Below are 13,184 nucleotides of genomic sequence, written 5' to 3' on the forward strand. Positions count from 1 at the left end.
GGTCCTTCGGACCACCTCCCCCGTGAACGGGGGAGGAAACCCCTCGGCGCTTGCGGTCGGGCCTATTTCAGCCCGATCTCGCGTAGGCGCTGCTGCAGGTAGGCGTCGGCCGTGATCGGTTCCGGATACCGGTCGGGATTGTCCGGCGTCGCGCAGCCTTCGAGCGTGCGGATCTCGAAATCCGGATTGAAGTGCAGGAAGAAGGGCGTCGAGTAGCGCGACCGCCCCATCCGCTCGGCCGGCGGATTGACCACGCGGTGCGTCGTCGAGGGCAGGACGTGATTGGTCAGCCGCTGCAGCATGTCGCCGATATTGACCACGAGCGCGCCCGCCGGCGGCTGGATCGGCAGCCACTCGCCCGACCGCGTCTTCACCTGCAGGCCGGCCTCCTCGGCACCGAGCAGAAGCGTGATGACATTGATGTCCTCGTGGGCCTCGGCGCGCACGCCGGCCGGCTCGCCCTCGATGGGCGGGTAGTGGAGCAGACGCAGGATCGAATTGCCCTCGTCGACCGAGGGCTCGAACCAGTCGTCGGCGAGCCCGAGATCGCGCGCGATGGCGCGCAGCAGCACCCGGCCCATCTCGTCGAGCGCCTCGAACAGCGCCTTCGTGGAGGCGTCGAAGCCCGGGACCTCGGCGACGGGGAGGTTCGGCGGCATGAAGCGCTCGAGACGGTGGCCGGCCGGCAGGTCGCGGCCGCGATGCCAGAATTCCTTGAGATCCTTCTCGGTCGCGCCCTTGGCGACCTCCGTGGCGAAGGGGGTGTAGCCGCGCGCGCCGCCGAGGCCGTCCTGGTGATAGGCGCGCTTGGTCGTCTCGGGCAGGGCGAAGAAGGCGCGCGCGTCGGCCAGCGCGGCGTCGATGACGGCGGGATCGATCCCGTGATCGGAAATGACGGCGAAGCCGTATTCACGGAAGGAGCGTCCGAGCGCGTCGGCGAACGCGTCGGCGTCCTCGTTTGCCAGGCGGTAGGAGACGGGCGCGATGCGGTCCGGCGAGATGACGGTCATGAGGGCTGTCTATCGCCGGCTCTCGATTCCGTGAAGCATCGTCTGCTTGAACCCGCGCCCGACCCGAACGAATTGGTAGGGCGATGGCAGACCCGCGCAAGGAAAGGCCCGACATGACCCAGCCCCCCATCGAAGTGCATTTCTGGCCCACGCCGAACGGCTGGAAGATCACCATCGCGCTCGAGGAGATGGGGCTGCCCTACGAGATCCATCCGGTGAATATCGGGGCGGGCGAGCAGTTCGAGCCGGAATTCCTGGCCATCAGCCCCAACAACCGCATGCCCGCGATCGTCGATCCGCAAGGTCCCGACGGCGAGCGCGTGTCGGTCTTCGAGAGCGGGGCGATCCTGCAATATCTCGCGCGCAAGACCGGCAAGTTCTACGGAGCGGACGCGCGCGAGCGCATCCAGGTCGAGGAGTGGCTGTTCTGGCAGATGGCCGGGCTGGGTCCCATGGCCGGCCAGGCGCACCATTTCCTGAACTACGCGCCGAAGATCGAGACCGACGCGAGCCGGCTCGAATACGGCCAGCGGCGCTACGCCGACGAGGTGAACCGGCTCTACGGCGTGCTGGATGCGCGGCTCGAGGGCCGCGACTATGTCGCCGGCGAATACTCCATCGCCGACATGGCGATCTGGCCGTGGATCATCCCGAAGAACCAGGGCCAGGATCTCGACGCGTTTCCCAACCTCAAGGCCTGGCGCGCCCGCGTCGGCGAACGGCCCGCCGTGATCCGGGGCCGCGATGTCGGCAAGGAGCTGCGCCTGGCCCTCGCCGAGGACAGCGAGGAGGCGAAGAGGGCCCGCGACGTGCTGTTCGGCCAGAAGGCGCGGCGCAGCGGCTGAGCTGCGGCAGGGTAAATGCGTTGGTAGGAATTCCTAACGAAAATAAAGGCTTAAAATCGATTATTCCTGATTCTCCTTAACCGTATGGATACCGTCCGCCCCGATCATCCTCCCTGCATGACGGCTCCCGGAAGGGCTTGAGTGCATGGTGGGAAGGGCGCTCCGAGACACGGCCAAGCCGGCCGGAGCGCCGAGAAAACGGGGAAGACGAAATGGCGTTCACCGACGTCGAAACCGCCGAGGCGCACGCCGCCGCGGACAGCAACGATCCGACCGGCGAGGATCTGTGCAAGCTGGGCCTTCTGTACTCGACCGGCCAGTGCGGCGTGGTCGACTATGTCGAGGCCCACAAGTGGTTCAACCTCGCCGCCCTGATGGGCTCCGAGCCGGCCAAGCACTATCGCCGCGAGCTTTCGGGCGAAATGGATGGCGAGCAGATCGCCGCCGCCCAGCGCGCCGCGCGCGAGTGGCTGTCGACCCGGCACTGATCGCGGGGCGTCAGTCGCGCGGAGCGAAGCGCGCGGGCCGGACCTCGATCCGCGGCTCGCGCAGCGTTCCCGCATAGGCTTCGGCGATCGCGTCGGCGGCGGCGTCGGGCGTCAGCCCGGCGATCTCCACGCGGCCGGCGAGCGGGGGACGGACCGATCCGTCCGGGGCGATCTCCACGACGCGGGTGAGTTCGGGCGCGGTCAGCACCGCGATCTCGACGGAGTCGCCCGGCGCAAGGCGCAGCTCCGTTCGCCGGGCCGGTTCGTGCGAGGGGGCCGAGCTGATCGCCGGTTCCGGAACGGGCGCCGGGGACGCGCACGCCGAGAGCGCCGCCGCGAGCACCACGAGCGGCGCGAGACGGGGAAACGCGCGCGAGACCTTGATCATGCGGCGACGATCCGGCCGCAAACCTAATGAAAAATTAAGCATGCGCAGCCGAGATGGGGCCATGAACGGCGAGGGCGGCGAGTACGGCGTCGGAGCCGGGCGGGACGGGTCTCGCCCGGACAGTCCGCTCGGCCGGTTCGTCGACGGCGCGCTGTCGCAGGCCTCGCTGCTCGTTCTCGTGTTCCTGGTGCTGGCGGCCCCGCTGTGCGCGGGCGCCTGGTTCCTGTTCAAGCCCGGGCCGGACGCGGTCGTCGCGGAGCCCGGCCGCGCCTTCGGCGAGGGAAGGGGCCGCCTTGCGGCCGCCGAATCCGCGCTCGACGACGCCGAGGCGGCGCTCCGGACGTTCCTCGACGAGGAAGGCGTGGCGGATTTCACGACCGAGCGGCGCCTTGCGCTCGAACACGCCGCCCGTCTCGAGACGCGGCTCGCGGAGGCGCGGTCCGATCGCGCCGCCGCGCACGCGCTGCGCGACGCGCTGGACGCCCGGATCGCCGAGCTTCCCGAGGAGATCACCCTGTCGACGGAGAACGCGCTCGGCGAGCGCCTGCTAGCGCTTGAAGCCCGGCGCGCCGAGCTGCTCTCGCGCTACGAGGACGATGCGGCCCCCGTCGGCGTGGTCGATCGCGAGATCGCGGCCTTGCGCGCCTTCATCGAGGCCGGGGCGGGCGAGCGCGCCGGCCGGCGCCGCACGGGGCCGAACCCGGTCCGGCAGGAGCTCGTCGCCGAGGTCGCGCGCACGCGCTCCCGGCTCGCCGGTATGGAGAGCCAAATCAACCGGCTGGAGCAGGAAGTCGAGGCTGCGCGCGAGGCTGTCGACCGCTTCGTCGCGAAGAGCGCCGAACACGAGCGCCTGGCGCGCGCCGTGGCCCGTCGTCGCGCGGCGCTGGCCGCGGCGCAAGCAGCGGCCCCCGGCCGGGCTGGCGGTTCCGGCGGCCGGCCGGTCGAGCCGGACCTGTCGGCCTATGCCGGCGTCGCCTCCGGCGCGGCCGCGGCCCTGTTCGCGTCCGGGCTCGTCGCGTTCGTCGTCGCTGGCCTGGTCGGGCGCGAGCCGCCGCCCGAGCCGCCGCGAACGCCGTCGCCGTCGCCGCGGCCGCCGGCGGCGTCGCAGCGCGGGCGCTCTCGCCGGACGCCCGGCGACGAGCCGGAGCTTTCGGCGCCGGTGCTGGCGCGCCTTCCCGAGCAGCCCGCGTGAGCATGCTGTTAACCGGGTCGGCCTAGCGTTCCGGGAATCAGGGAGCGCAGCGGACCATGGAATTCGCCGAGCAGCTGGGAGGCTTGGCCGCGGGCCTCGTCGCCGCGGACGGCCCGGCGCGCGCGGTGATGGTCGTCCCGGCCTCTCCGGGGGCGGGCGCCTCGACCGTGGCGCGAAGCCTTGCACGTCTCGTCTGCGCCGAGGTCGGCCGACCGGTCTGGCTGTTCGACCTCGACTTCCGCCGCAATCCGCAGAGCCGCGTCGGCCGGTTTCGCGACCAGCGTTTCGAGGCCGCGCTCGGCGATGCACGCTTCTGGACCGCCGAGCCCGAGGGCTGCGGCCGCCTCGTCTTCCGACGCATGGAGGACCTGCCCGTCTTCGTGAGCCGTTTCGAACGCCGCCCCGGCGCGGTCAAGCGCGTCTCGATGCGATCCGCGCCGGTGTACTGGGACCGGGTGCGCAAGTCGTGCGCCCTGGCGCTGGTCGACGCGCCCTTCGGCGCGGCCGGCGTGAAGTCGGTCGCGCCCGACATGGACGGGGTGATCGTCGTCGCGGATGCGCGGGATCATCCCGACCTGCGCGCCGAGGCGCACGCCGCCCGGCTGGACCGCTGCGGCGCGCCGGTGCTCGGCGTCGTGATCAATCGCGAGACGGCGGCCGCCTGATCCCGCCTCTCAGGCGCGTTATCCCGTGGCGTCGCGATCCGGTTCGCGCTAGGAAGTCCGCCGACCGCCCGCCGCAACGGAACCCGCCTCGATGCCCGCGCCGCGACTGTCCGTCGTCATTCCCGCCTTTAATGAAGCCGAGAGCATCGAGACCGTGGTGCGCGAGGCGCTCGACGTGCTTTCGGGCGGAGCCGAGTCGTTCGAGATCGTCGTCGTCGACGACGGCAGCGCCGACGACACCGCCGGGGCGCTCGCAGACCTCGCGGGATCGGACGACCGCGTGCGCGTGATCCGCCATCCCCGGCGGTCGGGCAAGAGCGCCGCGCTGCGCACGGGCGTGCTCGCCGCGCGCGCCGACTGGGTCGCGACCATGGACGGAGACGGTCAGGACGATCCGCGATCGGTGCTCGCCATGGCCGAGGCCGTCGATTTCGACGCGCCCGGCGCGGTCGGCCTCGTCGCGGGGATCCGGAGCAACCGCACCGACGGGGAGAGCCGGCGCTTGGCCTCGCGCTTCGCCAACGGGCTCAGGCGCGCCGCGCTGAACGACGACTGTCCCGACACGGCCTGCGGGCTCAAGCTCTTTCCGCGCGACGTCTTTCTCGCGCTGCCGTTTTTCGACGCGCTGCATCGCTATCTCCCCGCGCTGATCAGGCATCTCGGCTTCGAGACGCGCAACGTCACGGTGGAGAACCGGCCGCGGGCCGCCGGCGAGTCCAAGTATTCCAATATCGGCCGGGCGTTCGCCGGCCTTTTCGACCTGATGGGCGTGATGTGGCTGATGCGTCGCACGCACGTGCCCTCGACCGAGCTGCTCGCCTGTCGGGATCGCGAGGGGTGAGATGACGCCGCCGCCGTTTCCTTCCGCGCCCGGCGCGCCGGACGAGATCCGGCTCAGCCCGCGCGCCTGGCTGGTGCTCATCGCGCTCGCCTTCGTCGCATTGGCGCCGGGGGTGTTCTCCGTTCCGCCGATGGATCGCGACGAGGCCCGCTACGCCCAGGCGACCAGCCAAATGTGGGAGAGCGGCGACTTCATCGACATCCGCTTCCAGGACGAGCCGCGCTACGTCAAACCGGTCGGGATCTACTGGATGCAGGTGGTCACGACCGCGCCCTGGGGCGCGGACGCGCCGATCGGCGCCCACCGCCTGCCCAGCCTGTTCGGCGCGCTCCTCGCCGTCGCCGCGACGGCCTGGCTGACGGCGCGCTTCTACGGGAGCTCGGCCGGGTTCGCGGCCGGCCTCATCCTCGCGCTCTGCTTCGCGATGCAGATCGAGTCCCGGACCGCGAAGACCGATGCGGCCCTCCTGGCGGCGGGCGTGTTCGCCCAGGGCGCGCTGATGATGCTGATGACGCGGGTGAGGGAGGCCCGGCCCGCCTTCATCGGCTGGCCCGCCGTGTTCTGGGCCGCCCACGGCGCGGCGCTTCTCATCAAGGGGCCGATCATCCTGATGGTGTCGGTGCTCACGCTCGTCGGCTACGTGGCCTGGACGCGGGACTGGCGCGCGCTCGGCCGCCTGCGGCCGCTGCCCGGCGTCGGGCTGGCGCTCGCTATCTTCCTGCCCTGGGTGATCGCGATCACCGCGGCGACCGGCGGCGACTTCCTGCAGGAGTCCGTTGGCCACGCCCTGCTGGGCAAGGTCGGCGAAGCCGACGACTCCCATGGCGGGCCGTTCGGCTATCACACCCTGCTGTCGCCGGTGACGCTGTGGCCTGGCGCGGCTCTGCTGGGGCTCGCCGGTCTCTATGCGTGGAGCCGGCGCGGAGAGAACGAGACGCGCTTCCTGATCGCCTGGATCCTGCCGACCTGGCTCGTCTTCGAGCTGGTCCAGACCAAGCTGCCCCATTACGTGCTGCCGACTTTCCCGGCGATCGCCATGCTGGCGGCATTGGCCATGGTCGAGGCCCCGGCGCTGCTTGAGCGCCTTCGCGCGAAACTCCTGCACGGAGTCATCGCCGCCCTGGTCGTGCTCGTCGGCCTGGTGCTGTCGGCGCTGCCGGTCGCGGGCGCCTGGTATTTCGACCAGCCCATCGGGGCTGCAAGCTGGATCGCCTCGATCCTGGGGCTCACCGCGACCGTGTCGGCGGGGCTGCTCGCCGTGCGTCCGTCCCCCGATCAGCTGCTGGCGACTGGCGTCGCGACGGCGGCGTTCTATGCGGCGCTGTTTGGCGTCGCGATCCCGGGCATCGACGCGATGTGGCCGTCCGACCGCGTCGCCGATCTCGTCGACCGGCTCGAAGGCTGCGAGACGGTTTCGGTCGCGACGGCAGGCTATCGCGAGCCGAGCAATGTCTTCCATTTCGGCTCGGAGACCGCGCTCACAGACGGGCCGGGCGCGGCGGCTCATCTGCTGGCCGATCCCGCGTGCGGGATCGCCGTGGTGGATATCGAGGAGGCCGACGCCTTCTTCGCCGTGCTGCGCGAAGCGGGCGCGGGGGTGCGCACGCTCGGCCGCGTCGACGGGCACAACATGGTCAAGGGCGCGGAGCTGTCGCTGACCGTGTTCGTGCTGGAGGGCTCGAGGCTGAGGCTCGCCGGGGAGGGCGGTTAGCCCGCCGCCGCCGTGCGCTGGGCCTTCTTGCGCTCGTGCTCGAGCAGCAGCTTCTTGCGGATGCGGATGGCGGCGGGCGTGACCTCGACGAGCTCGTCGTCATTGATGAATTCGAGCGCGTATTCCAGCGTCAGCCGGATCGGCGGGGTGAGGATGACGTTCTCGTCGGAGCCCGCCGCGCGGATATTGGTGAGCTTCTTGCCCTTGAGCGGATTGACGATCATGTCCTCGGCGCGCGCGTTCACGCCGATGATCATGCCCTCGTAGACCTCCGCGCCCGGCTCGATGAAGAGCTGGCCGCGCTCCTGGATGTTCCACAGCGCGAAGGCCAGGGCCTTGCCGGTCTCCATGGAGATGATCGCGCCCTTGCGGCGCTGGCCGATTTCGCCGGTCGCGCGCGGGGCGTAGTGATCGAAGGTGTGGAACAACAGGCCCGAGCCCTGGGTCAGGGTCAGGAATTCCGAGCGGAAGCCGATCAGGCCGCGGGTCGGGATCATGTAGTCGACGCGCACCCGGCCCGCGCCGTCGGGGACCATGTCGGTCATCTCGGCCTTGCGCGCGCCGAGGCGCTCCATCACCGCGCCCTGGTGATCCTCTTCGACGTCGACCGTCAGCGTTTCGAAGGGTTCGCAGACGGTTCCGTCGATTTCCTTGAGCACGACCTGAGGCCGGCCGACGGCGATCTCGTAGCCCTCGCGGCGCATCGTCTCGATCAGGATGGACAGATGCAGCTCGCCGCGGCCGGAGACCTTGAACTTGTCGGCGTCGTCGAGCTGCTCCACGCGCAGCGCCACGTTCGACAGCAGCTCGCGCTCGAGGCGCTCCTTGATCTGGCGCGAGGTGACGTACTGGCCGTCCCGGCCGGCGAAGGGGGAGTCGTTGACCTGGAAGGTCATCGAGACCGTCGGCTCGTCGACGGTGAGCGCCGGCATCGCCTCGACATGCTCGGGCGCGCACAGCGTGTCGGAGATGTTGAGCGGCTCGAGGCCGGAAAAGGTGACGATGTCGCCCGCCGAGGCGCTCTCGCGTTCGACCTTGTCCAGGCCGCGAAAGCCGAAGACCTGCTGGACCTTGCCCTTCCGCGTCGAGCCGTCGGCGGCGACGACGGTCACGGGCTGGCCGCGCCGGATCTCGCCGCGCCGCACGCGTCCCAGGCCGATCACGCCGGTATAGCTCGAATAGTCGAGCGCGGAGACCTGCAGCTGGAGCGGCGCGTCGGGATCGACGCTCGGCGGCGAGACGTGGTCGACGATCGCCTGGAACAGCGCGGTCATGTCGGCGGGACGATCGTCGACATCGCGGCTCGCCCAGCCCTCAAGCGCGGAGGCGTAGACGACGGGGAAGTCGAGCTGGTCGTCGTCGGCGCCGAGCCGGTCGAACAGGTCGAAGGTCTGGTCGACGACCCAGTCGGGCCGTGCGCCGGGGCGGTCGACCTTGTTGACCACGACGATCGGCTTGAGCCCCAGCGCCAGCGCCTTCTTGGTGACGAAGGCGGTCTGGGGCATCGGCCCGTCGACGGCGTCGACCAGCAGTAGAACGGAGTCGACCATCGACAGCACGCGCTCGACCTCGCCGCCGAAATCGGCGTGGCCGGGCGTGTCGACGATGTTGATGTGATAGTCGTTCCAGTCGACCGCGGTGTTCTTGGCCAGGATCGTGATCCCGCGCTCCTTCTCCAGGTCGTTGGAGTCCATCACGCGCTCGGGCTCGTCGGCGCGTTCGCCGAGCGTGCCGGACTGCTTGAGGAGCTTGTCGACGAGCGTCGTCTTGCCGTGATCGACGTGGGCGACGATGGCGATATTGCGCAGGTTATCGACCGGGGCGGTCATCGGGAGCCTCGAGACGCGGGGGAGAAGTCCGGCGCGCTATACAGCCGCTCCGCGGCGGTGGCTAGCTCTGGCGATCAGCGTCCGGCTTCACTAGAGTCGCCGTCAACCATTCCAACACGCCAATCGGGGAAACACATGCTGCGCATATTCTGCGGTCTGGCCGCCGCGGCCGCTCTTGCGGCGACCGGCGCGCCGGCGAACGCCGAGCCCATCGAATTCTTCCAGGTCGAGGGCGTCTCCTATGACGAGACCGTGCCGACGCCGGAAGAGTCCTTCGGCTACGAGATCGGCGAACGCCCGATCCGACACGATCTCATGGTGGCCTATCTGCGCGATCTCGCCGCGCGCTCCGACCGCATCGCGGTGGAGACGATCGGCTACACGCACGAGCATCGCCCGATCCTGTTCTTCACGGTGACCTCGCCGGAGAACCACGCCGACCTCGATTCCATCCGCGAGGCGCACCTGCAGCGTCGTCTCGGCGAAGCCCCCGCCGACGCCGCGCCGATGCCGCTGTGGATCAATTACGGCGTCCACGGCGCGGAGAGCGCGGGCATGGATGCGGCCGTGCCGGTCCTCTACCACTTCGCCGCCGCGCAGGGCGCGGAAGTCGAGCAGACGCTCGACGAGTCGGTGCTGCTGATCACGGCGATCTTCAACCCCGACGGCCACACCCGCCGGATCGACCACGTCAACACCTTCTGGTCCTACACCGACGTGACCGATCCCGCCCACGCCCAGCACGACCTGTGGACCGCCGCGCGGACCAATCACTACTGGTTCGATCTCAACCGGCAGTGGCTGCTGCTCACCCAGCCCGAGCCGCAGGCCTGGATCGCCAAGTGGCACGAGTGGAAGCCGATGGTGACCACCGACTACCACGAGATGGGCTCGGACTCGCCGTTCTACTTCCATCCCGGCGAGGAGAACCGCCGGAACCCGCTGATCCCCGAGCGTGCGCGCGAGCTGACCTTCGAGATCGGCCGGCGCCATGTCGAGTTCCTGGATCGCGAGGCCCGCCTGTTCACGACCCAGGAGAATTTCGACAATTTCTACATCGGCAAGGGCTCGACCTATCCCCAGGTCAACGGCTCGCTGGGCATCCTGTTCGAGATCGGCGCGGCCCGCGGCGGCGCGATCGAGACCGAGCGCGGCCTCGTCACCCACGCCGACAATGTGCGCACGCATTTCCGCACGACGCTGACCACGATCCGGGGCTCGCTCGACCTGCGCGACGAGATCACGGCGTATCAGCGCGACTTCTTCGCCGACGCGCCCGGCCTCGCGGGACGGGACGACCGGCGCTACTTCGTCTTCTCCGCAACCGGCGACGATGAACGCGCCGCGCGCTTCATCCGGCTTCTGCACAGCCACGACATCGATGTCTACGAGCTCGCTCGAGACGTCAGCGCCGGGGGCGAACGGTTTCGCGCCGGCGAGGCGTTCGTGGTGCCGCTGGAGCAGGACCAGTACCGGATGATCCGCGGCGTGTTCGATCAGCCCACCGAGTTCGAGGAGAACATCTTCTACGACGTCTCGGGCTGGACGCTGCCGCTGGCCTACGACCTGAACTTCGCCGCGCTGCCCGGCGGGCTGTTCACGTCCAATCTCCTCGGCGACGAGGCCGAGGGGGACTCGGCGAACCCGCCGGCGCCGCCGGAAGCGTCCTACGGCTACGTCTTCTCGTGGAGCGAGACCTACGCTCCGCGGGCGCTGCATCGCGTGCTCGACGCCGGCGCGCTTGTGCGCATCGGCCGCGAACCGTTCTCGGTGCTCACCACCGAGGGCGAGGCGGAGTTCGGCCGCGGCGCGGTTTTCGTGCCGCTGGCCCGCCAGGAGGTCGATCGCAGCGCGCTGCATGACGTCATGACGGCGGTCGCCGAAGAAGACGGCGTGCGCGTGCACGCCGTCACCTCCGGTCTGACCCCGACGACGGGACGCGATCTCGGCGCCTGGAACGTGTTCTCCGCAGTGCGCCAGCCGAAGGTCGTCGTGCTGTTCGACGACGGGCTGGCCCGTTACGACGCCGGCGAGGTGTGGTGGACGCTCGACTACCGCATGCGCATGCCGGTCACGCTGATCCAGAAGGACGATGCGGGCGATCTGGACTGGAGCGAGTACACCCATCTCGTTGTCGTCGGCGGCGACGCGGAGATGCCCGAAGACACGGTCGGGCGCATTCGCCAGTGGCTCACCGAGGAGGGCGGAACGCTGGTCGCCATGCGCCAGAGCGCGGCCTGGGCGCAGTCGACCTTCTTCGGCGATGACGAGGACGGCGCCGGCGAGGCCGACGCCGAGGGCGAGGAGGGCGACGCCCCCGAGCGGCTCGACTTCGCCGACATGCAGATCCGCGACGCCGAGCACATCATCGGCGGCGCCATCTTCGAAGGCGATGTCGACACCACCCATCCGCTGGCCTTCGGCTACGCCGACCGCGTGCTGCCGCTCCATCGCAACACGACGCTGACGCTCGAGCGGCCGGAGGGCGATCCGTTCGCCGTCGTCGTCGAGTACGCCGACGATCCGCTGCTGGCGGGCTATGCGTCCGAGCGTCGTCAGGAGGAGATCGGCGGCACGCCGGCGGTTATCGCCCAGCGTCTGGGTCGCGGATCGGTCGTGATGATGGCGGACAACCCGGTGTTCCGGGGCACCTTCCCGGGTACGGAAAGGCTGCTCATGAACGCGATCTTCCTCTCCCAGCTCATCGACCGGCCCTACGGCGACTACGAGGAGTGAGGCGACGGGACGCCGGCGCGTGACGCGCCGGCGTCACCCGAACGTGATCCCGGCTCATCGGATCGCTGATCGCATGTGATCCCGGCTCCGGGCATGTCTGGACGGAGAGGCGGCGGCGCTCCCGGGCGTCGCCGCGTCCCCTCGACCAGACGGAGCCCGCCGATGATCAACGCCGTTCTCAGCGCCCTGCCGGGCGACATCTCGATCGCGATCCACGAGGCGCTGCGCGCTTACGCCCCGCACGCGCTCGGCCTCGGCGCGCCGGAATCGCTGCTCGGTCTGGGCGCGCGCTTCGTCGTCGGCTTCATGTTCTTCTGGTCGGGCTACACGAAGCTGTTCCGGCCGGAGCGTCGGGAGATCATGCACCAGACGCTGGTCGAGGCGCGCATCCCGCTGCCGCGTCTGAACACCTGGTTCGTCTCGGCCAACGAGTTCGTCTTCGGGTTTCTGTTCATGCTCGGCGCGGCGACGCTGGCCTCGGGGGCGATCCTGGCGGCGATCACGCTGGTCGCCTTCGTCACTGTCGGGCGGAAGAAGATCGAGCCGGGCGGCCCGCTCTTCGTGCTCTCGGGGCTGCTCTACAACAACGAGGTGATGATCCTCGTTTTCATCGGGCTGGTGGCCGTCTACGGGCCGGGGCCGCTCAGCATCGACGCGCTGGTCTGGCCGAACCTGCCGTTCTGAGTTCAGAACGCGCCGTGGCGGCCTTCGCCGCCGGAAAACCGCGCCGCGCCCTCGGCGGTCTCGCCGCTGGACAGGGTGTCGAGGCCGCGCCGGGTTTCGTTGAGCAGCGCGCCGGATTCGGGCATCGACCATTGCTCGAGCGCCGAGCGGCGGTCATTGCGCAGGCAGGCCTGGGGGAAGGCGGCGACTCGCTCGGCGAGTTCCACGGCGGCTTCGAGCGCCTCGCCGGGCTCGCAGACCCGGTTGGCCAGGCCGATGCGATGGGCCTCATCGGCTTCGACCGGCCGGCCGGTGACGATCATGTCCATGGCGTGGGACTGGCCGATCAGACGGGGCAGGCGCACGGTCCCGCCGTCGACCAGCGGGACGCCGAAGCGGCGGCAAAAGACGCCGAACACGGCCGAGCGCGCCGCTACCCTGAGATCACACCACAGCGCCAGCTCCAGCCCGCCGGCGACCGCGTAGCCCTCGATCGCGGCGATCACGGGCTTTGTGAGACGCATCCGGGTTGGACCCATCGGCCCGTCGCCGGTCTCGGCGACCGTGTTGCCGCCGCCTTCGCCGAGCGCCTTGAGATCCGCGCCGGCGCAGAAATTCCCGCCGGCGCCGGCGAGCACCGCGACGCTGGCGGTCTCGTCGGCGTCGAAATCGCGGAAGGCGGCGGCGAGCGCGGCCGCCGTCGCGCCGTCGACGGCGTTGCGCCGCTCCGGCCGGTCGATCGTGATCACGGTGACGTCGTCGAGGGCTTCGCGGGTGACGCTCATGCCGGCCTCCCTGGCTGATCGGCGCATCGGA

The 13,184-nt window shown here is 70.1% G+C and carries 12 protein-coding genes; 8 read left to right on the top strand and 4 right to left on the bottom strand.

Annotated elements, in window-relative coordinates; genetic code table 11:
* Positions 1-62: 62 nt before the first annotated feature.
* Positions 63-1,010 (bottom strand): isopenicillin N synthase family dioxygenase, encoded by a 948-nt coding sequence (locus DDZ18_RS04730; RefSeq protein ID WP_109252238.1) that lies wholly within the window; start codon positions 1,008-1,010, stop codon positions 63-65.
* A gap of 113 nt (positions 1,011-1,123) precedes the next feature.
* On the opposite strand from DDZ18_RS04730, the gene DDZ18_RS04735 reads away from it, so the two are divergent.
* Together DDZ18_RS04735 and DDZ18_RS04740 are read left to right on the top strand one after the other, a co-directional pair.
* The gene (locus DDZ18_RS04735) at positions 1,124-1,855 is read left to right on the top strand and encodes a glutathione S-transferase family protein (RefSeq protein ID WP_109252239.1); all 732 of its coding nucleotides are present in this window, start codon (positions 1,124-1,126) and stop codon (positions 1,853-1,855) included.
* Between the two features lie 212 nt (positions 1,856-2,067).
* A complete protein-coding gene (locus DDZ18_RS04740; protein WP_109252240.1) occupies positions 2,068-2,343 on the top strand; it encodes an SEL1-like repeat protein in 276 nt (91 codons plus the stop codon).
* Between the two features lie 10 nt (positions 2,344-2,353).
* Here the strand turns inward: DDZ18_RS04740 and DDZ18_RS04745 are convergent, their stop codons facing one another.
* Positions 2,354-2,731, bottom strand: a complete 378-nt coding sequence (locus DDZ18_RS04745; RefSeq protein ID WP_158272074.1) for a polysaccharide biosynthesis/export family protein — start codon at positions 2,729-2,731, stop codon at positions 2,354-2,356.
* 61 nt (positions 2,732-2,792) lie between these two features.
* On the opposite strand from DDZ18_RS04745, the gene DDZ18_RS04750 reads away from it, so the two are divergent.
* From DDZ18_RS04750 to DDZ18_RS04765, 4 genes are all read left to right on the top strand, one after another.
* Positions 2,793-3,923 (top strand): GumC domain-containing protein, encoded by a 1,131-nt coding sequence (locus DDZ18_RS04750; protein WP_109252242.1) that lies wholly within the window; start codon positions 2,793-2,795, stop codon positions 3,921-3,923.
* A gap of 56 nt (positions 3,924-3,979) precedes the next feature.
* Positions 3,980-4,588 carry a P-loop NTPase family protein gene (locus DDZ18_RS04755; protein WP_109252243.1) on the top strand — a complete coding sequence of 203 codons (609 nt, stop codon included), beginning with the start codon at positions 3,980-3,982 and terminating at the stop codon, positions 4,586-4,588.
* Between the two features lie 91 nt (positions 4,589-4,679).
* Positions 4,680-5,429 (top strand): glycosyltransferase family 2 protein, encoded by a 750-nt coding sequence (locus DDZ18_RS04760; RefSeq protein WP_109252244.1) that lies wholly within the window; start codon positions 4,680-4,682, stop codon positions 5,427-5,429.
* A 1-nt stretch (position 5,430) separates the two neighbouring features.
* Positions 5,431-7,140, top strand: a complete 1,710-nt coding sequence (locus tag DDZ18_RS04765; RefSeq protein ID WP_109252245.1) for an ArnT family glycosyltransferase — start codon at positions 5,431-5,433, stop codon at positions 7,138-7,140.
* Here the strand turns inward: DDZ18_RS04765 and typA are convergent.
* Positions 7,137-8,969 carry a translational GTPase TypA gene (typA, locus tag DDZ18_RS04770; RefSeq protein WP_109252246.1) on the bottom strand — a complete coding sequence of 611 codons (1,833 nt, stop codon included), beginning with the start codon at positions 8,967-8,969 and terminating at the stop codon, positions 7,137-7,139. The genes DDZ18_RS04765 and typA overlap by 4 nt on opposite strands.
* A 135-nt stretch (positions 8,970-9,104) precedes the next feature.
* Between typA and DDZ18_RS04775 the strand changes: the two genes are divergently transcribed.
* Positions 9,105-11,705 carry a M14 family zinc carboxypeptidase gene (locus DDZ18_RS04775; RefSeq protein WP_109252247.1) on the top strand — a complete coding sequence of 867 codons (2,601 nt, stop codon included), beginning with the start codon at positions 9,105-9,107 and terminating at the stop codon, positions 11,703-11,705.
* 162 nt (positions 11,706-11,867) lie between these two features.
* Positions 11,868-12,389: a DoxX family protein gene (locus DDZ18_RS04780; RefSeq protein WP_158272075.1), complete on the top strand. Its 522-nt coding sequence runs from the start codon at positions 11,868-11,870 to the stop codon at positions 12,387-12,389.
* 2 nt (positions 12,390-12,391) lie between these two features.
* Here the strand turns inward: DDZ18_RS04780 and DDZ18_RS04785 are convergent, their stop codons facing one another.
* Positions 12,392-13,153, bottom strand: a complete 762-nt coding sequence (locus tag DDZ18_RS04785; protein WP_109252249.1) for a crotonase/enoyl-CoA hydratase family protein — start codon at positions 13,151-13,153, stop codon at positions 12,392-12,394.
* Positions 13,154-13,184 lie beyond the last annotated feature (31 nt).

Origin of the sequence: Marinicauda salina (assembly GCF_003122085.1) — a bacterium.
Classification (GTDB): Bacteria; Pseudomonadota; Alphaproteobacteria; order Caulobacterales; family Maricaulaceae; genus Maricicauda_A; species Maricicauda_A salina.